We start from the raw sequence: 24,048 nt of genomic DNA, 5'->3' as shown, positions 1-24,048 counted from the left end.
GTAACACCAGAAGTGGAAAAATTCTTTAAAGAGGGTATGGCTACAAAAGAGTTATATGATTTCGCCTCACATCTAATGTACAAATATAAAAAAGTCTAAAAATAAAAAAGAACCCCAAAATTATAGGGTTCTTTTTCTCACATTCCTGGTCTAACATCATTTAAAGATACTTTCATATTAATCCCTCTCCACTATCTTCAAAATACTTCTTTTATTTAGATACATAACATTTATGTGTTTCTTATCATTTTACAAATTATATGTTATTTCCATCGGTTGTAATTTCAGCAAAGCTATTCATTATATAAGCTAAACTTTCCCCTGCTTTTTGTGGTCTTTCACCTTTCTGCATTAGAGAAATCAAAGCACTTAAAAAATCAAAAAAATTGTTCTGGTTTAGTATCACTTTTTCTTTATAGATTATGAAAGCTTCTTCAAATTGGTTAAGTTGCACTCCGTTCATAGCAGTAACAGCTAACTTATCAGAAATGCTTTCATATGACTCACTTAAATCAAAAAACCTTTTTACATCGATCAATAAGGTAATACATTTTAAATAATCATAGCTAAGTCCTATATGTAAATTTCCGGCTGCAAAAAGCAAGTCGTTCGTAACTAAATATTGTTCTCCGTTCTTTGCAATTGTTCGGATTCCTTTAGCAAAAAGTAATGGTTTTATAGCTTTAGGTTCTCGGTTTTCAGTAACAAACTTGATTATATCTTTTGTAGTAGGAGTACCTCCAAACAGAGCTGATGCTTGGGCGCAATAAAATTCAACTTCCGCATATTTTTTCACTGAGTCAAATACAAATAAAAGAATTAAACTTATGCTAATCATGGAAACTGTCCAAACGTTATACCAACCCTGTATTAAACAATGGCACAAGTGTAAGTTTTGATTTAAACAAAGTCAAAGCAATTGTAAAAAATGCTGATAAACAATTAATAACTATTATAAGCGTATACCAGTCCACAAAGTTCCACACCTTTTTTATTTAAAAGAATGATTTCATAAAAATTCCTATATCTTCTTTAACTCTCGATGAAAACAAAAACTTTCAATTTCAATTATCTCTCAAAATCTTGGAAAAAACAAACAAAAAACAGGTATATAGAATACGGTCTATACACCTATTAGACCTTACCTTTCATTTGCTTTAATCCCTGGCAAATTGCTTGCAGTGCATTATTAGCCCCCTTTTTCATTAGCAACCATTTTATCAACGTTCATATTCACTGAATAATTGTTGGTAAAATTCTAGTCACTGACACTTCAAATACTTAAAACGATCGATTTTTTGTCCAGTAGTATTACCCTTAACGACAACACCAAGAGCATTTGAAGCCTCTTTCCAACAGAGAGCCGATCAAATTGATCACATATTAAATTGACCACACTGAAAAATACAGTGTGGCTTTTAATTTGTTAATGTTACCTTTTTGTTTTTAGAAATACAAAAACCACTCTCGATTATCTCAAGAATGGCTCTGTATCAACGTCTTTTCATATGATTCCGACTGGGCTCGAACCAGCGACCTCTACCCTGTCAAGGTAGCGCTCTCCCAGCTGAGCTACGGAATCGGGTTATGTATCAGTTCTGGGCTTTCTGTTACTGACAGTCTCTATTATATAACCATCATGATCAGTCGTCAATGGTTTTGTTCAAAAAAGGAACAAAGCCGGTATCCATACCGGCTTTTTACTGACTTTTATGATTGGTTCACAAGGACGGGCTTTAGTTGATCTAGTGCTTGTTTGAAGTCCCTTTTGAGATCTTCTCCGTTTTCTACGCCCACACTTAATCGAAGTAAACCATCCGTAATGCCTCTTTTTTCTCTTTCTTCTTTTGGCATAGCGGCATGGGACATTTTGGCCGGATAGGAAAGAATGGATTCGACTGCTCCGAGGCTGACGGCGAATACAGGTAATGTGACGCCATCGACCAATTCTTTGACAGCCGCTTGGTTTTCTAGTTCAAATGAAAGAACAGCACCTGCACCGCTCGCCTGTTTCCGCTGAATGTCTGCCCCTGGGTGATCATCTAATCCTGGGTAATATACTTTTTTGACCGCAGGATGTTCTTTGAGGAATGAAGCCAGTTCTAATGCGGTTTGACTGGCTTTTTCTAATCTGACTTGAAGGGTCTTTAATCCTCTAAGCACAAGCCAGCAATCCTGTACGCCAAGTACCGCCCCGAAGGAGTTTTGCAGCGAATAAAGTTCGTCTCCTAGCTTCTCATCTTTCACCACGGCTAAGCCTGACAGTACATCACTGTGGCCGCTTAAAAATTTCGTTGCGCTGTGCAGCACAACGTCAACACCAAGGTCCAGCGGACGCTGAAGCGCAGGCGTTAAAAACGTATTATCTAAGAAAGTCAGACAGTCATGTTCTTTCGCAATCTGTACGACACCTTCAATATCCGTAATACCGAGTGTAGGGTTTGACGGTGTTTCCATGTAAATGACTTTTGTATTTGATTGAATGCCTTGTTTCACTTCATTCAAATCAGTCATGTCCACAAAGGTATGCTCAATCCCAAATCTCGAAAGAACTTGGGTGATCATTCGGAAAGTCCCGCCGTACACATCTCTTGTGACAAGGACATGATCTCCTTTTGATAATAGAAGAAAAGCGGTTGAAATGGCTGCCATACCTGACGCAAAGGCAAGCCCTCTCGTTCCTCCTTCTAGCGCTGCAATGGTATCCTCCAATGCCTGACGTGTAGGGGTGCCTGATCTGGAGTAGTCATATTGACCAAAGTCATCGAAGCTGCTTTGGTGAAACGTCGATGCATGTTGAATCGGTACACTGACTGCACCTGTTGAACGGTCTGTTTTAAACGCATTATGAACGAGTTGTGTTTCTAATGTCCAATCGTGTGTGGTCATTTCGTGTGTACCTCCTCTTTCACATTTGATAGTGCCTGTTTCAGGTCTGCTTTTAGGTCCTCCACATGCTCAATCCCGACTGAGAAACGGAGCAATTTGTTACACACACCGTTTGCGATGCGAATCTCTTCTGGGATGTCCATATGGGTTTGCGTTGCAGGATACGTAATGAAGCTTTCGACTCCGCCAAGGCTTTCAGCAAAACAAATCGTTTTCAGCTGCTTCAAAAATGGATTGACCCAGTCCTCTTTGGCTACTCGGAATGACAGCATGCCTCCCTTTCCTGGGTAAAGGACATCTTGAATTTCCGGCTGCTGCTTTAGAAAATCAGCTAATTCCTTCGCATTTGCTTCGTGCTGACGCATTCTCAGCGCCAATGTTTTCATTCCTCTCATTAAAAGCCATGAGTCAAATGGAGATGAAACCGCCCCAATGGCGTTTTGATGCTGGAACATGTCTTCAGATAGCTGCTCCCCTTTTGTGACGACAAGTCCGGCAAGAACATCGTTATGTCCGCCTAAATATTTGGTTGCACTATGAATGACAATGTCCGCTCCGAGTGTAATCGGTTTTTGCAAGACGGGCGTATAAAAGGTGTTATCCACAATGACCAATGCACCATACTCTTTAGCGATTTTCGCAACCTTTTGAATATCCGCTTCCTGCATGAGTGGGTTTGTTGGCGTTTCAATAAAGACGGCTTTTGTATTTGGCGTCATTTTAGAGCGTAAACAGTCTTCATCTGAAAAATCATCATAAACAAAGCGCAGTCTGTACTTTTTCCATTCGTTTTCAAATAGACGGTATGTACCGCCATATAAATCTGATGAAACAATGAGTTCATCCCCGCTCTCAAACAGCGCCATGATCGTTTGGATGGCAGCCATTCCCGAACTGAAGGCAAAACCGGCCGTTCCTTCTTCGAGTGAAGCAATCGCATCTTCTACAAGCTGCCTTGTTGGGTTCTTCGTCCGAATATAATCAAATCCTGTTGATTCCCCAATGCCTCTATGTCTGTAAGCTGTTGAAAGATAAACGGGAGGACTGACAGTACCAGTCACCTCTTCGCTGCGGTTTCCAATTTGCGCTAACTTCGTTTCCACATGTTCTGTCATTTGACACCATCCTAAGTAAAAATCTAATTTCAAAACAGAAAAACCCCTTCTTCATAAGAAGAAGGGGTTTAATCGCTTCCTCTTATCTTCCAAGCAAAAAAGCTGCTTGCTGGATTTAGCACCTTGGTACATCACATGAAGTGATGCATACCGGTTGCTGAGGTTTCAAAGGGCCAGTCCCTCCACCTCTCACGATAAGAATGTGTTGTCTGTCTGTTCTAATTCTTAATACTGTAACGCATTAAACCTCATTTTTCAAGGGGAAATGTAACGATTAATTAAAATTTTCTGTATTTTGTAGCAGATTGAATGTTAGCTAATTTGATTGCATGTTAGCATATAGGAACAACGCTGTTTTTCGTGTTACAATGAATGGAAACGTTTCACTTATGATGAATTTGGTTAGCTGGAGGAATGGATTATGGTGAAGAAAACAGGCATCATTCAAGAAGAAACCTTACAGTCAAAAGAACTTGGGGCAGATATGACCATTTTGATTTATTTGCCAGTCAATTACTCCCCCCTTTATACATATCATGTCATCATTGCACAAGATGGTCATGATTATTTCCGTCTAGGTAAGATAGGCAGACAAGCGGAAGAATTAATGCAAAACAAAGAAATGGAACGCTCGATTATCATTGGTGTCCCATATGAAAATGTTACTGAAAGACGAAATACGTATCATCCAGACGGACCAAAGTTCGAGGCGTATAAACGCTTTTTGGCAAATGAACTAGTTCCGTATATTGATGAACACTATCCAACGTATCAAGTTGGATCAGGTCGTACATTTATTGGTGATTCATTAGGTGCTACGATCTCACTTATGACAGCCATTGATTATCCTTCGTTATTTGGCGGACTGATTTTGCAGTCTCCTTACGTGGATGAGTCGGTTCTGCAAGCAGTCAAACAGTCATCATCCCTTGCTCATTATGCCATTATCCATCAAATCGGGTTAGAAGAAACAGCTGTGAAAACGACAGATGGGCAAGTGCTAGACTTTATTCAGCCGAACGAAGAATTAAAGGTCCTTTTGGAGAAGTCCGGTGCGGATTATTTATTTGAGACATTCGAAGGCGATCATAAATGGACGTTTTGGCAGCCGCTCATTTCACCTTCGTTAAAAAGAATGCTCCCATATTCGTTAATCAACTGAATTTTGTTATAATAAAAAATAATAAATACTTTCTTAATCAGGAGGGAACATGATGAAATACGGAGTTGTTTTATTTCCATCAAAAAAATTGCAAGACATTGCGAACTCTTATCGGAAACGTTATGATCCGAACTATGCACTCATACCACCTCATTTAACATTAAGAACACCTTTTGAATTAACGGATCTAGAAGCAGCTGAGGTCGTCTCCACCTTGCGAGAGTACGCAAAAAATGCTTCTCCTATTACGTTACGTATTAAAAAATTCAGTTCATTCGCTCCTGTAAACAACGTGATTTATATGAAAGTAGAACCGAACGAAGAATTAATGACTCTCAATGAGAAGTTGTACACTGATCCGCTTGCTGGTACACCTGAATATGCATTTGTTCCGCATGTGACAGTGGCTCAAAAGTTATCAGACGATGAGCATTCAGACGTTCTAGGCACATTGAAGCTGAGAAAAATTGACCACGAGGAAACGGTTGACCGCTTCCACCTTTTATATCAATTAGAGAACGGTTCTTGGACCGTTTATGAAACATTTATCTTAGGAGAAGAGGGTTAAAGACATTTGAATACAGTCATCGTAAAAGAACAAACACAACGAGAAGATGCTTATTATGTTCGAAAAGAAGTTTTCGTAAAAGAACAAGAAGTCCCGTTAGAGATCGAAATTGATGAACTTGAGGACGAAGCCATTCACTTTGTCATTTATAATGATGACAACAAACCACAAGCTGCTGCTAGACTGCGCATAATTGAAGGTCATAAGGCAAAGCTTGAACGAATTTGTGTATTAAAAGAGGCGCGCTCTTTCGGTCTTGGCCATCAGCTTTTAGAAGCACTTGAGTCTGAAGCGATGGCAAACGGAGCGAAAGAAGCTGTCATGCATGCACAAGTCCAAGCTCTTCCTTTCTACGAAAAGAAAGGCTACAAAGCCGTTTCAGAACCGTTTGAAGAAGCAGGGATTACACATGTCAAAATGACAAAAACACTATCCGTTTAACGAAAATAAAAAGCCAGGGCATCATGGATGCTCTGGCTTTTTATTGATTCTATCTCGTTCGCTCAGGAAGAAAGCGCAGTCATTTAGACGTAAGTATTGATATGAACGCCCTTACCTTCTTCCATAAACATATCTCGTACAAAGCGTTCCCGCTTTTTTTGCTGTACTTTCGTTTCCGCTTCTGTCACTAAGTCCTCTTTTTTCTCCAGCTCTCTGTATACCTTGTCATGAAAGGTGCGGGTGACCTTCGTCACTTTCGCATAGTCTTCTTTATCCTGAGGAGCAGGACGATTGATATATTGAAAATACAGATCCGGCTGAATCGGGGCTATATATCCCATCAAGAACGCCTCCTTTGCTTCTCTTCTACTCTACTATTCCCTAATTATGACTGTTTGAAACACGCCTCATTTGATATGATTAGATGTGTTTCTTTTTAAGATTGATTGACTATTGGAGGACTAGCTTTGAAATGCGCACGACGACATGATCGAACGATCTCATTACATACATATTCGAGAGAACACTATCAATTCCTCCATGATGAGGGGAAAAAAGGGCATTTATCTTGCCCATATTGCGGACAACCCGTCTTTTTTAGATTAAATATACATGAAGAACCTGCCTTTATCCATAAGCAAATATCTCAGCAAGAGATTTGCGAAAAAAGAGAACAACAAGAGGAAAAGAAACCGGCTGAACAAGAGGAACATGCATCCTACAAAGAACTTGGCGGCTTTCGCTTTCCAACCGGCAAACAGATCATCTCACAAACAGAAGAATCGGATGACTGGCAGGAACCACGATCCATTCAATTTGGCGAAACCTTTCATTTAGAAAAGAATGAAGAAGTGCATACCATTGACCTCTTTCCACACATCACCTTTAGCGCACCGCAGCTTCAAGCAGTCACACACAAAGACGGTCCGATGCTTGTGCTAGCTGGCGCCGGCAGCGGGAAAACAAGGGTACTGACAGCAAGAGCTGCTTATCTGATGTCATACCATCAAATCCCTGCTCACCATATCCTGCTCGTGACCTTCACCACAAAAGCAAGCAGTGAAATGAAAGAAAGACTGCGTATGCAGTATCAGCTTCATCCTTCACAGGCGAGCCAAGTTGTGACAGGCACATTCCACAGTCTATTTTATAAAATGCTGCTTCACGATGATCGGGGTAAATGGAACGGACAGCATTTGATTAAATTCGACTGGCAAAAAGAGCAGTATATTCGCAAAGCGATCATGCATGAAGGACTTGATGAAAAAGACTATCCAACCGATCAAGTGCTGCAATCAATCGGCTATTGGAAAAATGCTTTTTTACCAAACGAACTTCCTGAGCTGAAAGATGAAAAGGAAAAGCAAATGTGGACAATCTATCAATCATACGAACAGCAAAAGCGTGAAAATCAACAATTTGACTTTGATGACATGGCGATTGCCTGTTTACACATGCTGAATAAGCAGCCTGAATTGCTCAAACAATATCAAGAACGATTCAAGTATATTTTAGTAGATGAATTTCAAGATATTAATCCCGTACAATATCAATTAATCCAGCTTTTAGCTGGAGAATCCGAGCAGCTATTTTGTGTAGGCGATGATGATCAAGCCATCTATGCATTTAGAGGAAGCAATCCCGCTTTTATTCTTGACTTCAAACAGGACTATCCTTCGGCCGAGATCGTCCATTTACATGCAAATTACCGCTCTCATCATACGATTGTCGCAAGTGCAGACGCCATTATTAAGAAGAACCAGCATCGTTACGAGAAAACGTTAAAAGCCGTACGCGTGGAGAAAATTCCGCCGACTCTTTTTTATCCATATGACGAGGAAGAGGAAGCGACCATGATCGTAGCAGATATTCAGGAGAAAATTAAAAACGGTGCAAAACCGAATGACTTTTGCGTGCTGTTTAGAACGAATACAGGAGGCCGTGCGATTTATGAACGTCTTCATCAATCGGCGATTCCGTATCAAACCGATGCTGGCGTAAAAGCCTTTTATAGCAGAAGAATTGTTCGGGTGCTGCTCGCTTTTCTTTCGCTAAGTCAGGATGCAGATGATGTCGCCGCAATGAAGCTGCTGCTGCCCGTTTTCTTTTTAAAGCAGCAAACACTGAATACCCTGAAGGCGCTGACCATTACGGAAGATTGTTCTATGGTAGAGGCACTTGGAAAGCTAACAGACATTCAGCCGTTTCAGCGCAAAAAACTACAATCGATCGTTCCCCTGTTTCGAACGTTAAAATCGTTAAAGCCATCTGAAGCTGTAGCGTTTATTGAACAAAGGATGGGACTTGGTGATTATTTAAAAAAACGCGTGAATGATACGAATGTGCTTGAAAAAGGAACAGATGATGTACGGGATGTGAAAACAGCGGCGAAACGTTTTGAAACAATTGAAGCCTTCCTCGCTCATGCCGAACATATGAAATCTGCTGAAAAGGAAAAATCAGATGAACCAGGCGTTCAGCTCATGACGATCCACCGTGCGAAGGGACTAGAATTCCAAACAGTGTACATCACGAGCGTGGTTGATGGGGCGCTCCCTCATGACTTTGCACTTGATGAGCTGAGAAACGGTGATGAAGAAGCCATTGAAGAGGAGCGGCGCTTATTATACGTTGCCATGACGAGAGCAGAACAAACCCTTTATCTATCCGTTCCATCATATAGAAGAGGAAAAACTGCTCACCGCTCCCGCTTTTTGTACCCTCTTTTAAAGAAAAATCGAGAATTATTCACACAAAAACAACAGGCCCCCCTTTAAACGGAGAGCCTGTTGTTTATTTTTTGTTGTTCATCATTTTAGCGATTGTATTAAAATCAAGCTTTTCTTTTCCACTTGTAATCGATTGAACGATTTTGTCTTCCATTTCTTTAGGTACACGTTTGTTTGCAAGCTGCGCTACTTTTTTAATGACACCTCGAACGGTATTCTCATCTTTAAAGTTCGCGTTTTGCAAAGAACCTGCAAGCTTAAAGACATCATTCATATTTACACCTGTTTTATTTTCCACACTTTTAAAGAACTTATTATCCATTCCTTTGCCTCCTCTTTGTGGAGTAATCACCTTACTATATGAAAATAGGCGAGATATGTGCCTATCCTGCTGCCTTGTTAGCAAAGAGAAAGGAAAGCAAAAGGCTTCCCTATTGCTTCCCTCACCTTCTTACTGTTTAGTTAAAGAAAGAAGCACCAACGATGATTAGAAGAATGAAAAGCACGACGACAAGAACAAAAGTTGAACCATAACCGCCGCCGTAGCCGCCGCCATAACCTCCGCAATAACCGCCACCGTAACCGTAACAACTCATATTTAAGCACCTCCTCTTCTCCCTTACAAAATATGAAAAATACATGAAATGGTTTGGACGATCACATAAAAAAGTGCGGAATTTTTATTTCTGCTGTTTAAAGACGTAATCTGCCTCTCCATGACGGATCATGAATGCTTCTGTTTCTTTCGCAAAAGTATCCATTTTCTCGCCAAATGCTTTTAAGTGCTCTTCAAGATCCTTCGCTTTATTCGCTAGATCCATTTCAGCTTTTTCGTGCGCTTGCTCTTTCCCATCATGGGGTTTAGTGAACAAGGAACCGATTAATTGTTCGAATGCATCCATTCTGGTCACCCCTTCTCTCTTACATATGCATCACCCAAAAAAAGGGCAACAAAAAAACCGGATAAATCCGGCTTTTGTTTTTCCCTATTGAGGTTTCCTTTTCTTCCCGCAGCCGCATCCCGTCTTCTTGATTTTCTTCGTATATACAGATTGTTGATTTGACTGCGCTGGATACCCTTGAAGCATATGTGACGGTGTTTCAGTTGGTTTCATCGCAACCCTTCCTTTCCTATTCCATGTTAGTATATGCATTTTCTTTAAGCGTGTCTGATCAGAATGCCTGTTTATTTCACAAGCTTCGACACGACTGCTTCAATCAAGCCTGCTGCGGCGGCAATCGCTAATAGTAAATTAAGCCACATGCTGATGACAGGAAAAAATATGTATATCAGTAATAAAGCAGCAGTGCACCATATACCCGTACACCAATAACAGCTTAACAGCTCTCCTATCCAAGATCGCAGTCCCTTCCCCTTAATGACGATATAGGTCTCGACTTCACCTTGTTCGTTTACCTCTTCTTGCTCTTCATGAAATAGACGGCGAAAGGGGGCTGTAATCGTATCAAACACGATCAATCTCGTCAGCCTAAAGGATGCGAGGGCAAATATAGCAAATGACAAAGCGCCGCTCATGGAACCTCCACCTCCTTCATTCTTCTTTTTCCGTCCTTTCTTTATATATGCAAAAAGAAAGACCACCATGATGAATCGGGTGCAAATAAAATTGGGTTGTACTTTTTCATGCTTTCCGATTCCACCTTGAGCCTCTGCTGCATTAAATAATGTATAGATAAGAAAGGAGTGAAAGTATTGTCTATTGAAGAAAGTGCTGATTTATTATACACACAACTGTTAAACGAATTAATCAGCAATTATGATGATTTCATCGAGATCAAGGATTCCGAAAATGTCACGATTCATAAAACAGATGTAACAGCCGCACTCTCCCTTCAAGCGACCGTAACGACAATCATTACTCTTTTAATTCAAATTCTTGTACCAGATGATGAAGTGGCTGCAAACATCACAGAACAGCTTTTAGCTGCACAACAAGTGACAGTTCAAAAGAAAACAGTGATTCAAATCATCAATTGTTATAACGTCACGATTACATTATCTGATGCATCCATTATGAACTCCGTACAAATTCTCACTCAAACACTGAATGTACTTTTAGTTGAAGCCGGCATTCTTTGACCCTTTCTTTTTCTAACATCACGTATGAAAGAGGTGAAATAATCGTGGCTGAAGAGAACGAAAAAAAGGAGTTTCAAATCAACACTGATGTTGATCCATTAACAAGCCTTCTTGTAAGTGATATTTTAAACAAAAATAATGTCACAGATGATCAGAAAGCAAACCTTTCAGAAGATCAAAGAAGGATGATTTTGAAGCTGGTTCAGGATTTACAAAAGAAAGCAGATGATTTCGTACAGCAGCAGCAGGAGAAAAAGCGTCAGGCAGAGGCAGCAAAACATGCAGAAGAGGTCGAGCCTGAACCACAAGTGCGCCCTAAACGAAATTCACTTCGAGAACGTATCCAGCAGCGTCGTCAAGCGCAGCAAAATAACGATTAAATAAAAATGGGTTGCCTGCTAGGATAAATGCCCGAGACAAAACCAATCATTCCAGCATTTAATAAAGTAAACGGAAGGAGGAAAAGAAATGGATTCTAAACCATACTCTTGGGTCGCTCTAGATCGCAACTGTACACACCACGGCGATTACCATCATAACTACGAAAGAAAAGCAGTTTGTGACGGCCACTATTATGATGATGAAGATGTTTTACAAGACTTTGATCAAGTGAGTGTAACAAAGCAGACATCTGAGGAAGTCATTATCGTTAGAGATTCTTGTGACATTAACGTCTCTTCTGTTGATGCACAGGTTGCAGCATCTATCCAAGCAGCTGTTCAAACAGCGATCATCACCATTACAAACATCTCAATCGCTGATGGTGACCTAGCTGACCGCGTCACGCAAGATCTATTGCAAGCAGCTAGCCACAAACAAACAAATCGCCAGAAACTTGTCATCGAAAACTCTAGAAACGTTACAGTCTCTACAATCGATGCAGACATCTCTATTGCCATCCAAACGCTTACACAGACACTTGTTGCGACGATCGTTGCAATTGGTATCCTCTAATGTACAAAAGCAGAGCGAAAAGCTCTGCTTTTCCTTTTCTAAAAATACAACAAAGATAAATAGTCATTTACCCACACCAACTAGAGGGCGCATACATATGTTGTTAAGGACTAAAGTCAAATACCTTGTTAAAGGAGCTGAAATCCATGAGCTGCGGAAAACACCATGGCCGACATGATGAAAACTGTGTATGCGATGCGGTTGATAAGATTTTAGCAGAGCAGGAAGCTGTAGAAGATAAATGTCCTACGAGCTGCTACAGTAATTTATTAAGCCCGACAGTTTCTGGAAAAGATACGATTCCGTTTTTACTTTTTGATAAAAAGGGCGGATTGTTCTCTACTTTCGGAAACATTGGAGGATTTGTTGACGATTGCCAATGCTTCGAATCCATTTTCTTCCGGGTTGAAAAATTGCATGACTGCTGTGCCACATTATCTGTGTTAAGACCTGTTGATGTACACGGACATACGCTAAGCGTTTGTCACCCTTGCGATCCTGACTTCTTTGGTTTAGAAAAAGCGGACTTTTGTATCGAAGTTGATTTGAACTGTTTCTGCGCGATCCAATGTTTAAATCCAGAACTTGTCGACAGAGTCATGCCAACAAAAGATAAAAAGCATCATCACCACGGCTAAACCAATCGCCCGCTCATCTAACTTGTCATAAGTCAAAGCATCCCCTTCCTCACGAGTGACAACCAATCATGCGGAGCAGTCAGCAAAAGGCGGCCGCTTCCGCATTGATTGACATTAGATGCATCAACCGGCGAGACACGTAATAAAGCTTATAGATGATGATGACAGTGCTCAAACACTCAAACAAATTTCCTTGTATAGGAGGGTTGAATATGAGCCGCAAACATTCATGGAACTGTGTAGCAGAGGCTGTTGAAAACATAAACGACTTACAAAATGCCGTCGAAGAGGATTGCCCGACCAGCTGTTACAGCAATCTCCTTTCTCCATCACATTCATTAGGTGACACTGTCCCGTTTGTTCTATTTACCTCAAAATCAAAACCATTCGTCGCATTCGGAAACGTCGGAGAAGTAGATGCTGGCCCTTGCTTCAGCACTGCATTTTTCAGAGTCGAACACATCTCTGATCACTGCGCAACACTCAGCTTGCTTATTGCATTTGACAAAGATCGTCATATTTTAGATTTTACAGATAAAGATTCCGTATGTGATGTGTTCCGTTTAGAAAAATCAAAATATTGCATTGAAGTAGACCTTGACTGCTTCTGCGCAATCGAGTGCTTAAATCCAAGACTCATCAACCGTAGCTGCTAACAAAAAAAGTCCCGTTATGGGACTTTTTTTATGTTCATTAAAAACCAAGTGGATGAATAGAAGAAATATCACCAATCGCTAATTCCACTGGATTACCGCCGCCTGCTGTGCGGATGACCACCATATTGTCTTTTCTCTCCATGATGATTCCTCTGTATGTTTTTCCATCGGCTTCAATGAGGCAAAGCGCTCTCGGCATATTATGCGGCAGACTTGTAAGAAAATCGACTTTCTCCTCGATATTCATTTGGCTTAACGGCTTCTTCACTCGTTTTCTTCTTGGTTCTTCTTTTGTTTCATGAAATACGCCTTCTGGCTGTTTTTCTTGTTCTTGTACTGGCTCTCGATTTTGTGAATTATCTTTTTCTTGATTGATCTCCCGCTCTTGCTGTAGCGCAGGCGGCTCTTCTTTTTTCTGCTTTACTTCCTGTGATACAGGTTCTTGCACGCTCTCTTCGATTGCATCCTCTTTGGCACTTTTTTTGGCTTCTGAAGGTTTTTCTGACTTCTTGCGCTTTCTCACAATATTTTGCATGGCCGGCGCTGATTCATCATAGCTCGGCTGAACAATATACATAAGCGGCTTTTGATTCTCATCACCTTTATTTGACATACTGATCCCTCCCGAATGATTCATTCCTTATATATATGAGAGGACACCCCAAATCAGAAGAAAAATAAAAAACAGCATACCAGTGATTGGTATGCTGCAAATCATTTATTCGTTTAGCGGGCAATGATATGGAAGCCAGAATCAACATGAAGATTCTCACCTGTCATGCCGCGCGATAAATCACTGAATAAGAATAGTGCTGTATCGCCAACTTCTTCAGGAGTCGTTGTACGGCGAAGCGGTGCACGCTCTTCAATATCCTTCAGGATCGTATTAAAGCCGCTGATTCCTTTTGCAGATAACGTACGAATTGGACCAGCAGAAATGCTGTTCACACGGATACCTTCCGCTCCAAGATCAGCTGCTAAGTATTTCACACTTGCTTCAAGGGCTGCTTTTGCTACACCCATGACATTATAGTTAGAGACAACGCGCTCTCCGCCTAGGTAAGTAAGTGTGACAATGCTTCCGCCTTCTGTCATGAGCGGACGTGCTGCTTTTGCTACAGCTGTTAGTGAATAGGCACTAATGTTGTGCGCTAAAAGGAAACCTTCACGGTTCGTGTTCAAATATTCACCGACAAGCTCTTCTTTGTTCGCAAATGCAATCGCATGTGCAACACCATGGATGACTTGTACTTTTTCTTTAATCGTTGCAAAACATTTTTCGATTTCTTCATCACTTGTCACATCACAAGGAAGAATAATGGAATCATCACGCTCTAGCGTGCTTGCTAGCTCTTTCACTGATTCTGCCAGACGATCTCCAACATAAGTAAAAATCAAACGAGCTCCTGCTTCGTGAAGTGAACGAGCAATTCCCCAAGCGATGCTTCGTTTATTGGCAACACCCATCACCACAATATTACGGCCTTCTAAAGAAAAGTTCATATGTATTAAAGCCTCCTATTTTTTCAAGACATAGTATTAGTACCTGATCATAATCTTATCACAAATCATGAGATATTGACAATTTCCGCTGAAAGAAAGTTTTTATTTCAGAAAAAAGACCGTCCTCACAAGTGAAGACAGTCTTCTTTTTATGCTTTGACTCTGTTTTGCTGATAAGCAAAGTGGTTAGTCGGTCCGTGCCCAGCACCAATATTCAGAGGAAATTTGATCGCCTCATGGACAAAGGTTTCTGCCGTTTCAAAGGCTTCCTTCATGGAACGACCTTTTGCTATTTCTGCCGTTAATGCCGCTGCAAATGTACAGCCTGTTCCGTGTGTATGTGGTGTATCAATATGTTCATTACTGAGTTCAAAAAAGCTTTTTCCATCGTACAAAAGATCTGTAATGAGGCCGTCTGAAGGGCTATGACCTCCTTTGATCACAACATAGGACGTGCCAAGCTCATAAAGTCGTTCTGCCGCTCTATGGCGATCGTCTTTTGTCTGAATGCGCATGCCTGTCAGCACTTCTGCCTCAGGGAGATTCGGTGTGACTGCATAACTGACAGGTAGTAACTGTGTTTTCATAGCAGAGACCGCATCTTCATTTAATAAAGAAGCGCCTCCTTTGGCAATCATGACTGGATCGACAATTAGTTTCAAGTCATATTGCTTCGTCTTTTCAGCAACGACACTGATCATGTCGGCACTCCACAGCATCCCTGTTTTAGCGGCATCTGGCAACAAGTCTTCTGCTACTGCATCAATTTGACTTTCGAGCGCCTCGATAGACAGTGGATAAATACCGTGAACACCAAGTGTGTTTTGAGCTGTAATGGCCGTAATGGCGGACATTCCGTACACACCAAGCTCCTGAAAGGTTTTCAAGTCTGCTTGAATACCTGCTCCACCACCAGAATCAGTACCTGCGATGGTTAATGCTTTTTTAATCGTCATGTCATCTCACCCTCTCATTAACCAATCCATTGATGATATATCGTTCTCGCTTTCGCAATATCATTTGTCCCATGTACAAGCGCTCTGCCATCTTTGAATAAAACAAGCTTGTACTCATCCTTCTGACACGAAAGCAAATAAGGATTTTCCAGCACATCCATTCCTGCTTTCTTTAGCTGACGGGCTACTTCATGCAGCGCCGGGGGTGCCCCTAGTGCACTGCGAATTTGTACGGTATTTCGTCCACATAATACATCTGCTTTTGCTCTTTGATCATATGAGAGAAATGGGTATGTCTTAAGACCGCAGCTTGGACATTGTTTCTTTTTTAAAGACGTAACGGATCGAATATCAGATCGCTCGTTTGTCCATAAATCAAACGATCTTAATACCGGCGTGATGTGGTGTCCTGTTAAAAGCTTCAGTGCATCCGCCACTTGATAGGCCGCAACCTGCTGCACAACTGGACTAATAATTCCTGCTGTATCACATGTCATGCCTTGTGCAGGTAAATGCTCAAGTAGGCAGTGTAAACATGGTGTTTGACCAGGAATCACTGTGAATTGAATACCGTAGCTTGCTACACAGGCTCCGTAAAGGAACGGAATTTGATGTTTGACGGCTGCATCGTTCGCAATCATTCTCACCTCAAAATTATCCGCTGCATCCACGATGATGGATGCCCCGCTGACGTACTCATCAATATTTTGAGCGGTCACGTCAATGACGATTCCTCTCACATGAACGTCACTGTTCACCTGCTTGAGTCTTTTCTCAGCAGCCACAGCCTTTGGCAGCCGATCAAGAACATCTTGTTCTGTGTATAGCTGCTGACGCTGCAGGTTGCTCCATTCAATATAATCTCTATCCAAAATGGTGACAGATCCTACGCCGGCACGGACGAGCATTTCAGCACTCGCTGTTCCAAGTGCCCCAGCCCCAATAATGACGGCCTTTGAGGCATGTAGCCGTTTTTGTCCTTCTGTTCCAATCGGCCTAAAAAGCTCTTGGCGTGAATAACGTGTGCTCAAAATGCTGGCATTCCTTCCTGCGGACTGCTGGCTGTTCCATAGTTTTTGAGTGGAATACGGCCTGCCTCGAAACCAAGTCTTCCAGATTCAATCGCCAGCTTCATCGCTTTAGCCATTTTCACAGGGTCCTTTGCGCCAGACACGGCTGTATTCAGTAATACAGCATCAGCGCCCAATTCCATCGCATAAGCAGCATCCTTCGGAGAACCTACACCCGCATCAATAATAACTGGCACCTTTGCCTGTTCGATAATAAACGATAGATTCAGAGGGTTTAAAAGCCCTTGACCTGAACCGATTGGAGAAGCACCTGGCATAATGGCATGGACACCAAGTTCTTCTAATTTCCTTGCCAGCACCACATCATCTGACGTATATGGCAGCACGATAAAACCTTCTTCTAATAACATTTCAGATGCTTTTAACGTTTCGACTGGATCTGGCAGAAGAGACCTTGAGCAGCCAATGACTTCTACTTTGATCATGTCACACAGTCCAGAAGCTTTCGCTAAACGAGCAATCCGCACTGCTTCTTCCGCTGTACTTGCCCCGGCAGTATTTGGTAGCAATGTATAGGCTGATAAATCGAGCTGCTCTAAAAAATTGGGCTGTGATGGTTCAAAGATGTTCATTCTTCGCACAGCAAAGGTCAAAATTTCAGCTTCTGATACGTTGACCGCCTCTTTTTGAACTTCAAATGATGGATACTTTCCTGTCCCTAGTAATAGTCTTGATGTAAATGTTTTTCCGCCAATGCGCAGCATGGTGTCATCCTCCTCCTACAAAGTGAACGATTTCAATCGTGTCATTTGGTTGAATTTTTACCTGTTGAAAGGCTTCTTTATCTATAATTTCTTGGTTCTTTTCAACGATCACCACTCGGTTTTCAAGTTGATAGGCTGATAGCAGATCAAAAACCGTGCCATTTTCCTTATCGAAATCAACCATTCTTCCATTCAATTGAATTTTCATACGAACAATGCCTCCTTTCGCCCAATACGAAACGCATGAAGCCATTCCTTGTGAACAGACTCGCCTACTATCAAGCCGCGAATGATTTCCCCCGTAATTGGCGCAAGTAAAATGCCATTTCGGTAATGTCCCGTTGCAAAAAGAATACGCTCGTCTTCTGGATGTTTTCCGATATAGGGGTGCCGGTCGCTTGTCGCTGGCCGAAGACCTGCCCAGCATTGATCAATCGGCATCTCTCGAATAGAAGGCATGAGCTGAGATGCTTTGTGAATAACTGCTTCAATACCGCCAAGTGTCGGAACGGCCTGCCAGTCATTCGGTATCATCGTTGCACCAATCACTAGCTTACCGCTATCCCTTTGAACGATATAACAATGATCATGATAGATGGTGTGTGCAAGCGCTGGACCGTTATTCCAAACAGACACGCATTCTCCTTTTACTGGATAGAGAGAATGTGATAACCCCAGTTCTTCTAAAAAACGGCCTGACCATACACCACTTGCTACAGTCAGATGATCACATGTGAAGATGCCTTTAGCTGTACTGACTGTCAATGTTTCTTTTCCCCTCTTCACATCGATAACGGGGGTAAACTCCTTCACATCCGCTCCGTGCCGAACAGCTGCCTGCCAAAAAGCCCTGCATACCGCATATGGCTCGACATGTACATCATCTGCTATCAAGCCTGCTCCTACGATGTCATCTGCAATTTGAGGCATACGTTCTTTTACGCTGCTTGCTTCAAGCCATTCAAATGTGGGCAAATGCTGCATCCGGCAAAGCGCACGTTTTTCTTGTTCTGTAAAAGCCACCTTCATAATCCCGCCCACTGATGTCCGAATATCAATGCCCGATTCATGCTGAAGGTCGACCGTTAATTTTTCATATAAAGCCTGACTTTGTCTACCTACTTGAAAGAAAATATCTTCATCACCTTCTCCTTCAGCATGTGCACCCAGCATGCCAGCAGCCGCACTCGTCGTTTGCTTCCCGATCTCATTTGCCTCAAATAAGACAATCTGCTTTCCTGCTTTTGCAAGGTGATAAGCGATCGACATCCCTATGATTCCACCACCAATGATTGCAACATCATAATGCTTGTTCATAAGGATTCTCCTTTCGCTTTTTAGAAAATGTTTGCGCCATTTTGCGCGGCTGAGGATGAGCAAAAATTCCCGACATGACGGCTATTCCCTTTAAATCAACATGCATCAATTCTGGCAGTCGTTCTGGTGTGATTCCACCAATGACAACGACTGGAATGGACAGCTCAGAAGTCATGTCTTCCACAATCTTTATGCCTCTCGCCTGAAGTCCGGGTTTGCATGCGGTATCATACACATGCCCAAACATGACATACTCTGCCCCGTTCTTCTCTGCTGCTTTGGCTTCTTCTATCGAATGAACCGATACCCCCGCATGGAGGTGAGGAAATTTTTGTCTTAATTCCTTTGGCGAAAAGCTGTGTCCTGGAAGATGAACCCGGTGAATATTGGTCAGCAGCGCAACGTCAACTCGGTCATTTATAATCAGCTTTTCTTTCGGAACACCTTCTGCTAGGAGTTGTTTCACGAGGTGAACCAGCTCACCTGCTGCCTTCGATCGTTCACGAATATGAATAAAGTCTACTTCAGACGCAATGTCTTTTATTTGCTTGATGAGCTCCCTGACAGGAAGCGTATCATTTGTCACTGCATGGAGTTCCATTTGCACCAACCCCATCTAAGCATGCTGTCTGCCACATTTCTTTTTCATACGCCATCTCCCAGAAATGGTATTCGTAATAGCTCGAAATCACGAAATTTTCTTTCATATTAGCCCGCACATGTTCTGGCGCTTTTTCTGCAAGTTCATCAAAACGGTTCACCTGTTCAAAAACAAGCTCTTTAAACCAATCCCCGCCATATGTCAAAATCCATTCTTGATAAATCGGATGGTCAGGCGTTGTTTGTTTCAGTTTTTCTCCTACCTCATAATAAAGCCAGTAGCACGGCAATAATGCGGCTAAAATTTCTTCAAAACGACCGCTTTTCACAGATCGGTACATATGCGAGGTATATGCATAAGCAGTTGGAGAAGGTTTAAAGTTTGCCAGCGCTTCATCAGAGATCTGGAGCAGTTCTGTGAACTTTCTATGCAGTGATAGCTCTGCTTCATACGTACCCTGCGCATGATATGCCATTCTGCCTGTCGTATGTAAGTCCTCACTAATAGCGGCTCCATACGATTGTACTTTTGCAAAATGAGTTAAATAGTACGAATCCTGCATCACATAATAAGTGAAACGATCGAGTGAAAGTGTGCCATCACCAATCCCTTTCACAAAAGGGTGTGTAAAGCTCCCATTCCACCATCTAGCTGCTGCTTCTTTACATTCGTTCGAAAATGTCATGTTCCTCTCCTCCTGTTTTTCCATATAAAAAAACCACTTTCCGCGTGGAAAGTGGTTTGGAATTTGTAAAAAGCATAGTCAAACACCGCACCACTTCCCTACGCAGGTATGAACCTGTTCAGGTAATGAGGGTCTAAAAGTCTACACTTTTATCTCAGCCCTTTTAAAGGACTCCCCTAGTGGATCAAACATATATTGTTGTACCTCTATCTTAATCAGGATTTGTTCATCGGTCAAGGGTTCATTGCAACTCTAATTGGGCTCTAAGTCCTGCCACATACTCCCGGGAGCCAGACACAAGCACGCGGTCACCGCTTCTAAGCGTCGTATCCCCATGCGGTACTAAGCTGTCAATTCCTCTAAAAATACGGACAAACACCAAATCGCCGGTAAAAGGAAATTCCCTCAGCATGACATTATGATACCGATGATTGTTCATTTGAATTTGATACAAAGAAGAATCCTCATTTGTTAACAAGCGAATCGCATCAGGTGCTTCAATCAATGCCCTCAGCACCGTTTTAGATGATAAGAAGTTAGAAAAGGTATCGATCCCTGCTTCCTTTAAAGTCAGCTCGGCTTCCGCTTTGTTAACACTTGCAATGACTTGTTTAGACCCTTCTTCTTTTGCAAATAAAGCAATTTCCTTATTTTTCGTTTCACTGCCTGTAGCCACAACGAGCACATCCTCTTGCCCGATGCCAGCCTGCCTGAGCGTATCATCGTCATATTGTTCAATCGCTTCAACTTCAAAGATGGAGTCAGCAAGCAAGGCTTCTTTATTTTCCTGAAAGACGTGTAAAATACGGATGTCATATTCATCCTGATGCAAATCAAGCGTCACAGGTAACGTCAGCTGATTCGCTCCAATAAACGTCACACGCTTTTTATGATTGGTTTCACGTTCTTGTTTAAATAACGCCTTAAACCAAACAGGTGTTAAAACACTCGTGAGCACAGCGACTAGAATAAGGGCTCCTGACATTTTATGATCAATGACACCAAGCCGCTCACCAATCGTTGCAGCAGCAATAACTAGGGATAACGTCGAGGTTAATAAAAAACCAGAACCGATGACTTTTTTCATGTCATACCATTTTTTTAAATAAAGAATCGGAACGAGTTTACTAAGCAATAATGCGATAAACAGTAGCGGAATCATGATCATGATGGTTGGATCTTTAAAGAGTGACCATATATTCAGGTCCACACCGACCATCACAAAAAAGATCGGAATTAAAAATCCATAGCCAAACGAGTCCAGCTGCTGTACGAGCTCTTTATTAGGCGAAAGAAGAGACACAAGCACACCTGCTAAAAAAGCCCCAAGAATATTTTCAGCACCGAGTGATTCAGATAAGGCAACTAAGACTATAATGAGAGTAAAGATGGCTCTTGTCCCAATTTGCACCGTTCCTTTTGACATGGACTGAAAAATGGACTTTGTCTTAAATACCCGGCCAAATAAATAAAGAAGAATACCTGCCGCAAATAATAATAAGAGCAACCACATGTTCCCTGTTCCATCGCCATAAATGGAGGAAAACACAGCAAGTAAAATCATTGTCACCAAATCAGCAATGACGGCTACAAGCAAAATGATTTGACCAATATTCGTCTGCATCAACTTTTCCTCTTTTAATGTAGGAACCACGACACCCAATGAGATGGTGGAAATAATAAGCGTCATTAAAAAGGCATTTTGAATAAATCCTGCAAGGACAAACGCATAAGACAGGATAAAGGACATACAAAATACGCCAACAAAAATAATGGTCGCTGTTTTAAATGTATTCGGTTCTTTTAATCCATTTGGTAGTTCTCGCACTTTCTTCTTTGATTCAAAAGAAGAAAAATCTATTTCAAGTCCACTTAAAAACATAAGAAAAATAAAACCTAGCATGGATAACGTATCTAGCCATGCGTCGTGTTCAACAACTAGTTGAAGACCGCTTTTTCCAATGATGAGCCCCATGATGATTTCAGCGACAACGACTGGGATGGTCAGCTTAAATCGGTGCAATAAAATGGGGGTGAAAAAGGCTACAATAATAACGACAACGAGTGATGAAACAGATGTATGCTCCATTGGCTAAAGCCTCCTAACATTCATGTTTAATTTTTAAGTTTTACGTTAAAGCATTGATTCTAACAATTGCGCAAATGAAATGAAAGCCATTCGTTATATTTTCTAAAATTCAAACTTCTTTATATCCGATCAATGGATGAAAAAATCAGGAGGAACCTTTATGAAATTCGATATCATCGGCGATATCCACGGCTGCTACGAAGAGCTGCTTACCCTCATACACAAACTAGGATACGAACTCAAACATGGACTACCTGTCCACCCTGATAAGAGAACACTGGCCCTTGTTGGTGATTTAACAGACCGCGGCCCTCGATCAGTTGCCGTCATGCAATTTGTCATACACGCCTATTCTAAGGGCGCAATCCGCTATGTGCCTGGCAACCATTGTTTTAAGCTGTATCGCTATTTGAAAGGAAATCCCGTAAAATTACTGCATGGCATTGAAACAACGGTGAACGAAATCAAAAACCTGCCGCATGATGAACAAACCATTTTATCACGTGAATTTAAACATTTATTTGAAAAGGCACCGCTTTATGATGTACTGATTCCGAATGAACTGATCATTGCACACGCAGCGATGAAGGAAAAGGATATTGGCAAAAAACCGAACAAACAGATGAGGTCTTATCTATTATTTGGAGCAGTCACCGGAGAAACATGGCCAGACGGTCGACCTGTCAGGAAGGACTGGGCAAAGGAATATCACGGAAAACCATGGATTGTGTACGGGCATACACCCGTAAAAGAACCAAGATTTATCGGTAGAACGGTTAACATTGATACAGGCTGCATCTTTGGCCACAAGCTCTCTGCCCTTAGATATCCAGAGCTTGAGACCGTATCTGTTCCTTCATCTATGCCATATGATGATTCAAGATTTCAGCATTTCACGCAATAAAAAACCCGGTCCACCATGACAGGTGACCGGGTTTACTTGTTTACTGAAGCAATAATGTCATATCATCCGGCAAAGGAGCCGAAAAGGTCATGGACTCCCCTGTTATCGGATGCGGAAAAACAAGGGTTTCACTATGAAGTGCCTGCCTGCCTATTCTCTCGCTTGTTCCACCATATAGCGTATCTCCAACAAGCGGATGACCAAGGAATTGCATGTGAACACGAATTTGATGAGTTCTTCCCGTTTCAAGTGTAAGGGACACATCAGACATATCTAAATGAGTATGTACCGCCCGCACCGTATAATGTGTTACGGCTTCCTGACCAGATTCATCCACCATTCGTTCAATAATGCTGTCCCCTTTTCGAGCAATTTTTGCTCTAATTGTTCCTTCCTTTTGCGTGATCATGCCATGTGTAATGGCTCTATACGTTCGCTTGACTTCCCCTTTTTTCTGCGCCTTTGATAAAAGGCTGTGTGCAAAGCGATGTTTAGCGACTAACATGACACCAGAAGTATCACGATCAAGACGGTTCACCAAATGGACAGTCAGTCGAACAGGCTGTTCAGCATAATGGTGAAGCACCCCATTTGCAATACTATACTCAGGGTGCTCTCGAGAAGGAATCGATGGGATATACGGCTTTTTATTCAGCACAAGCACGTGCTCGTCCTCAAATAAAATATCAAGCGGAATGGCCGCAGGTTTTAGCCCTTCACTCACTTTTTCCTCGGGAAATAAAATGGTGAGCCTGTCTCCCTCGCGCAGCTCATATCTCACGGTCACATGCTCTCCATTAATCAGAAGGTCACCGCCATCAAATTTAATATCTGTCAGCATTCGTTTTGAAATGCCAAGATCGATTAAGTAGTCCTTCAGCAGCCTGCCTTCTTCTTTGGCTGATATGGTTTTGTTTATCTTAAAGTATTCCAGCGAGAACAACC

Annotated in this window: 30 protein-coding genes, 1 tRNA gene and 2 riboswitches; of the genes, 10 read left to right on the top strand and 21 right to left on the bottom strand. The window is 41.8% G+C overall.

All coding sequences use genetic code 11. The features are described 5' to 3' along the window. Window positions 1-256: 256 nt before the first annotated feature. The 4 genes from MHI58_RS05905 to MHI58_RS05890 all read right to left on the bottom strand — a co-directional run bounded on the left by MHI58_RS05905 (window position 257) and on the right by MHI58_RS05890 (window position 4,004). Window positions 257-838, bottom strand: coding sequence for a hypothetical protein (locus MHI58_RS05905; protein WP_234823324.1), 582 nt, complete (start codon window positions 836-838; stop codon window positions 257-259). Window positions 839-1,509: 671 nt separating this feature from the next. Then, window positions 1,510-1,582, bottom strand: a tRNA-Val gene (locus MHI58_RS05900). Window positions 1,583-1,710: 128 nt separating this feature from the next. After that, entirely contained in the window at window positions 1,711-2,889 is a 1,179-nt protein-coding gene (gene metC, locus MHI58_RS05895) for a cystathionine beta-lyase (RefSeq protein WP_024720142.1), read from the bottom strand. After that, on the bottom strand, window positions 2,886-4,004 hold the full coding sequence (locus tag MHI58_RS05890) for a methionine biosynthesis PLP-dependent protein (RefSeq protein WP_368004391.1): 1,119 nt from the start codon (window positions 4,002-4,004) through the stop codon (window positions 2,886-2,888). The genes metC and MHI58_RS05890 overlap by 4 nt, the downstream gene beginning before the upstream one ends. A gap of 79 nt (window positions 4,005-4,083) precedes the next feature. Beyond that, window positions 4,084-4,205: riboswitch (SAM riboswitch) on the bottom strand. A gap of 220 nt (window positions 4,206-4,425) precedes the next feature. On the opposite strand from MHI58_RS05890, the gene MHI58_RS05885 reads away from it, so the two are divergent. The 3 genes from MHI58_RS05885 to MHI58_RS05875 are packed head-to-tail and all read left to right on the top strand — an operon-like array spanning window position 4,426 to window position 6,175. Further along, entirely contained in the window at window positions 4,426-5,166 is a 741-nt protein-coding gene (locus tag MHI58_RS05885) for an esterase family protein (RefSeq protein WP_019743058.1), read from the top strand. Between the two features lie 52 nt (window positions 5,167-5,218). Further along, entirely contained in the window at window positions 5,219-5,734 is a 516-nt protein-coding gene (locus MHI58_RS05880; protein ID WP_024720139.1) for a YjcG family protein, read from the top strand. A 6-nt stretch (window positions 5,735-5,740) separates the two neighbouring features. Beyond that, window positions 5,741-6,175, top strand: coding sequence for a GNAT family N-acetyltransferase (locus MHI58_RS05875; protein WP_008348412.1), 435 nt, complete (start codon window positions 5,741-5,743; stop codon window positions 6,173-6,175). A gap of 83 nt (window positions 6,176-6,258) precedes the next feature. Here the strand turns inward: MHI58_RS05875 and MHI58_RS05870 are convergent, their stop codons facing one another. Continuing rightward, window positions 6,259-6,516, bottom strand: a complete 258-nt coding sequence (locus MHI58_RS05870; RefSeq protein WP_008348414.1) for a hypothetical protein — start codon at window positions 6,514-6,516, stop codon at window positions 6,259-6,261. A 126-nt stretch (window positions 6,517-6,642) separates the two neighbouring features. Here MHI58_RS05870 and MHI58_RS05865 point away from each other — a divergent pair, with 126 nt between their 5' ends. Then, the gene (locus MHI58_RS05865) at window positions 6,643-8,952 is read left to right on the top strand and encodes an ATP-dependent helicase (protein ID WP_061418703.1); all 2,310 of its coding nucleotides are present in this window, start codon (window positions 6,643-6,645) and stop codon (window positions 8,950-8,952) included. A gap of 16 nt (window positions 8,953-8,968) precedes the next feature. On the opposite strand, the gene MHI58_RS05860 is transcribed toward MHI58_RS05865, so the two are convergent. The 5 genes from MHI58_RS05860 to MHI58_RS05840 all read right to left on the bottom strand — a co-directional run bounded on the left by MHI58_RS05860 (window position 8,969) and on the right by MHI58_RS05840 (window position 10,441). After that, window positions 8,969-9,226, bottom strand: a complete 258-nt coding sequence (locus tag MHI58_RS05860) for a stage VI sporulation protein F (RefSeq protein ID WP_008348417.1) — start codon at window positions 9,224-9,226, stop codon at window positions 8,969-8,971. 136 nt (window positions 9,227-9,362) lie between these two features. Next, the gene (locus tag MHI58_RS05855; protein ID WP_008348419.1) at window positions 9,363-9,500 is read right to left on the bottom strand and encodes a YjcZ family sporulation protein; all 138 of its coding nucleotides are present in this window, start codon (window positions 9,498-9,500) and stop codon (window positions 9,363-9,365) included. Window positions 9,501-9,584: 84 nt separating this feature from the next. After that, entirely contained in the window at window positions 9,585-9,806 is a 222-nt protein-coding gene (locus tag MHI58_RS05850; protein ID WP_008348420.1) for a hypothetical protein, read from the bottom strand. Window positions 9,807-9,890: 84 nt separating this feature from the next. After that, on the bottom strand, window positions 9,891-10,019 hold the full coding sequence (locus MHI58_RS05845) for a hypothetical protein (RefSeq protein ID WP_368004390.1): 129 nt from the start codon (window positions 10,017-10,019) through the stop codon (window positions 9,891-9,893). 71 nt (window positions 10,020-10,090) lie between these two features. Then, the gene (locus MHI58_RS05840) at window positions 10,091-10,441 is read right to left on the bottom strand and encodes a DUF1360 domain-containing protein (protein ID WP_045035236.1); all 351 of its coding nucleotides are present in this window, start codon (window positions 10,439-10,441) and stop codon (window positions 10,091-10,093) included. Between the two features lie 177 nt (window positions 10,442-10,618). On the opposite strand from MHI58_RS05840, the gene MHI58_RS05835 reads away from it, so the two are divergent. From MHI58_RS05835 to MHI58_RS05815, 5 genes are all read left to right on the top strand, one after another. Continuing rightward, the gene (locus tag MHI58_RS05835) at window positions 10,619-11,005 is read left to right on the top strand and encodes a spore coat protein (RefSeq protein WP_041092031.1); all 387 of its coding nucleotides are present in this window, start codon (window positions 10,619-10,621) and stop codon (window positions 11,003-11,005) included. 44 nt (window positions 11,006-11,049) lie between these two features. After that, window positions 11,050-11,385, top strand: a complete 336-nt coding sequence (locus MHI58_RS05830; RefSeq protein ID WP_035392394.1) for a hypothetical protein — start codon at window positions 11,050-11,052, stop codon at window positions 11,383-11,385. Between the two features lie 88 nt (window positions 11,386-11,473). Then, window positions 11,474-11,959, top strand: a complete 486-nt coding sequence (locus MHI58_RS05825) for a spore coat protein (RefSeq protein WP_008348431.1) — start codon at window positions 11,474-11,476, stop codon at window positions 11,957-11,959. Between the two features lie 146 nt (window positions 11,960-12,105). Then, window positions 12,106-12,597, top strand: coding sequence for a CotY/CotZ family spore coat protein (locus MHI58_RS05820; protein WP_008348432.1), 492 nt, complete (start codon window positions 12,106-12,108; stop codon window positions 12,595-12,597). A gap of 212 nt (window positions 12,598-12,809) precedes the next feature. After that, complete coding sequence (locus tag MHI58_RS05815; RefSeq protein WP_008348434.1) at window positions 12,810-13,253, top strand: CotY/CotZ family spore coat protein; 444 nt, start codon at window positions 12,810-12,812, stop codon at window positions 13,251-13,253. A gap of 37 nt (window positions 13,254-13,290) precedes the next feature. Here the strand turns inward: MHI58_RS05815 and MHI58_RS05810 are convergent, their stop codons facing one another. The 10 genes from MHI58_RS05810 to MHI58_RS05765 form a co-directional block, all read right to left on the bottom strand. Continuing rightward, complete coding sequence (locus tag MHI58_RS05810; protein WP_368004389.1) at window positions 13,291-13,866, bottom strand: CotO family spore coat protein; 576 nt, start codon at window positions 13,864-13,866, stop codon at window positions 13,291-13,293. 113 nt (window positions 13,867-13,979) lie between these two features. Next, window positions 13,980-14,756: an enoyl-ACP reductase FabI gene (gene fabI / locus MHI58_RS05805; RefSeq protein ID WP_003211867.1), complete on the bottom strand. Its 777-nt coding sequence runs from the start codon at window positions 14,754-14,756 to the stop codon at window positions 13,980-13,982. A gap of 149 nt (window positions 14,757-14,905) precedes the next feature. After that, the gene (gene thiD / locus MHI58_RS05800) at window positions 14,906-15,712 is read right to left on the bottom strand and encodes a bifunctional hydroxymethylpyrimidine kinase/phosphomethylpyrimidine kinase (protein ID WP_024720133.1); all 807 of its coding nucleotides are present in this window, start codon (window positions 15,710-15,712) and stop codon (window positions 14,906-14,908) included. Window positions 15,713-15,729: 17 nt separating this feature from the next. Further along, on the bottom strand, window positions 15,730-16,743 hold the full coding sequence (locus MHI58_RS05795) for a thiazole biosynthesis adenylyltransferase ThiF (RefSeq protein WP_368004388.1): 1,014 nt from the start codon (window positions 16,741-16,743) through the stop codon (window positions 15,730-15,732). Further along, window positions 16,740-17,507 (bottom strand): thiazole synthase, encoded by a 768-nt coding sequence (locus tag MHI58_RS05790; RefSeq protein WP_007498979.1) that lies wholly within the window; start codon window positions 17,505-17,507, stop codon window positions 16,740-16,742. The genes MHI58_RS05795 and MHI58_RS05790 overlap by 4 nt, the downstream gene beginning before the upstream one ends. Window positions 17,508-17,511: 4 nt before the next feature. Then, window positions 17,512-17,715 carry a sulfur carrier protein ThiS gene (thiS, locus tag MHI58_RS05785; RefSeq protein ID WP_024720130.1) on the bottom strand — a complete coding sequence of 68 codons (204 nt, stop codon included), beginning with the start codon at window positions 17,713-17,715 and terminating at the stop codon, window positions 17,512-17,514. Beyond that, window positions 17,712-18,824: a glycine oxidase ThiO gene (gene thiO / locus MHI58_RS05780; RefSeq protein ID WP_368004387.1), complete on the bottom strand. Its 1,113-nt coding sequence runs from the start codon at window positions 18,822-18,824 to the stop codon at window positions 17,712-17,714. Before thiO ends, thiS begins: the two co-directional genes overlap by 4 nt. Next, entirely contained in the window at window positions 18,808-19,425 is a 618-nt protein-coding gene (tenI, locus tag MHI58_RS05775) for a thiazole tautomerase TenI (RefSeq protein ID WP_041507456.1), read from the bottom strand. Before tenI ends, thiO begins: the two co-directional genes overlap by 17 nt. Next, a complete protein-coding gene (tenA, locus tag MHI58_RS05770; RefSeq protein WP_017367022.1) occupies window positions 19,400-20,110 on the bottom strand; it encodes a thiaminase II in 711 nt (236 codons plus the stop codon). Before tenA ends, tenI begins: the two co-directional genes overlap by 26 nt. Window positions 20,111-20,188: 78 nt before the next feature. Next, a riboswitch (TPP riboswitch) is annotated at window positions 20,189-20,298 on the bottom strand. 53 nt (window positions 20,299-20,351) lie between these two features. Beyond that, window positions 20,352-22,199, bottom strand: a complete 1,848-nt coding sequence (locus MHI58_RS05765; RefSeq protein ID WP_041507457.1) for a monovalent cation:proton antiporter family protein — start codon at window positions 22,197-22,199, stop codon at window positions 20,352-20,354. Window positions 22,200-22,359: 160 nt separating this feature from the next. On the opposite strand from MHI58_RS05765, the gene prpE reads away from it, so the two are divergent. Further along, window positions 22,360-23,103, top strand: a complete 744-nt coding sequence (gene prpE, locus MHI58_RS05760) for a bis(5'-nucleosyl)-tetraphosphatase PrpE (protein WP_368004386.1) — start codon at window positions 22,360-22,362, stop codon at window positions 23,101-23,103. Window positions 23,104-23,143: 40 nt separating this feature from the next. Here prpE and MHI58_RS05755 read toward each other — a convergent pair whose 3' ends face one another. After that, window positions 23,144-24,037, bottom strand: coding sequence for an RluA family pseudouridine synthase (locus MHI58_RS05755; RefSeq protein WP_045034754.1), 894 nt, complete (start codon window positions 24,035-24,037; stop codon window positions 23,144-23,146). Window positions 24,038-24,048 lie beyond the last annotated feature (11 nt).

The organism is Bacillus sp. FSL K6-2869 (genome assembly GCF_040869405.1).
In the GTDB taxonomy this organism is placed as follows: Bacteria; Bacillota; Bacilli; order Bacillales; family Bacillaceae; genus Bacillus; species Bacillus altitudinis.
Note: the sequence above shows the minus strand (reverse complement) of the source record. Positions and strands in the feature narration are given on the sequence as shown.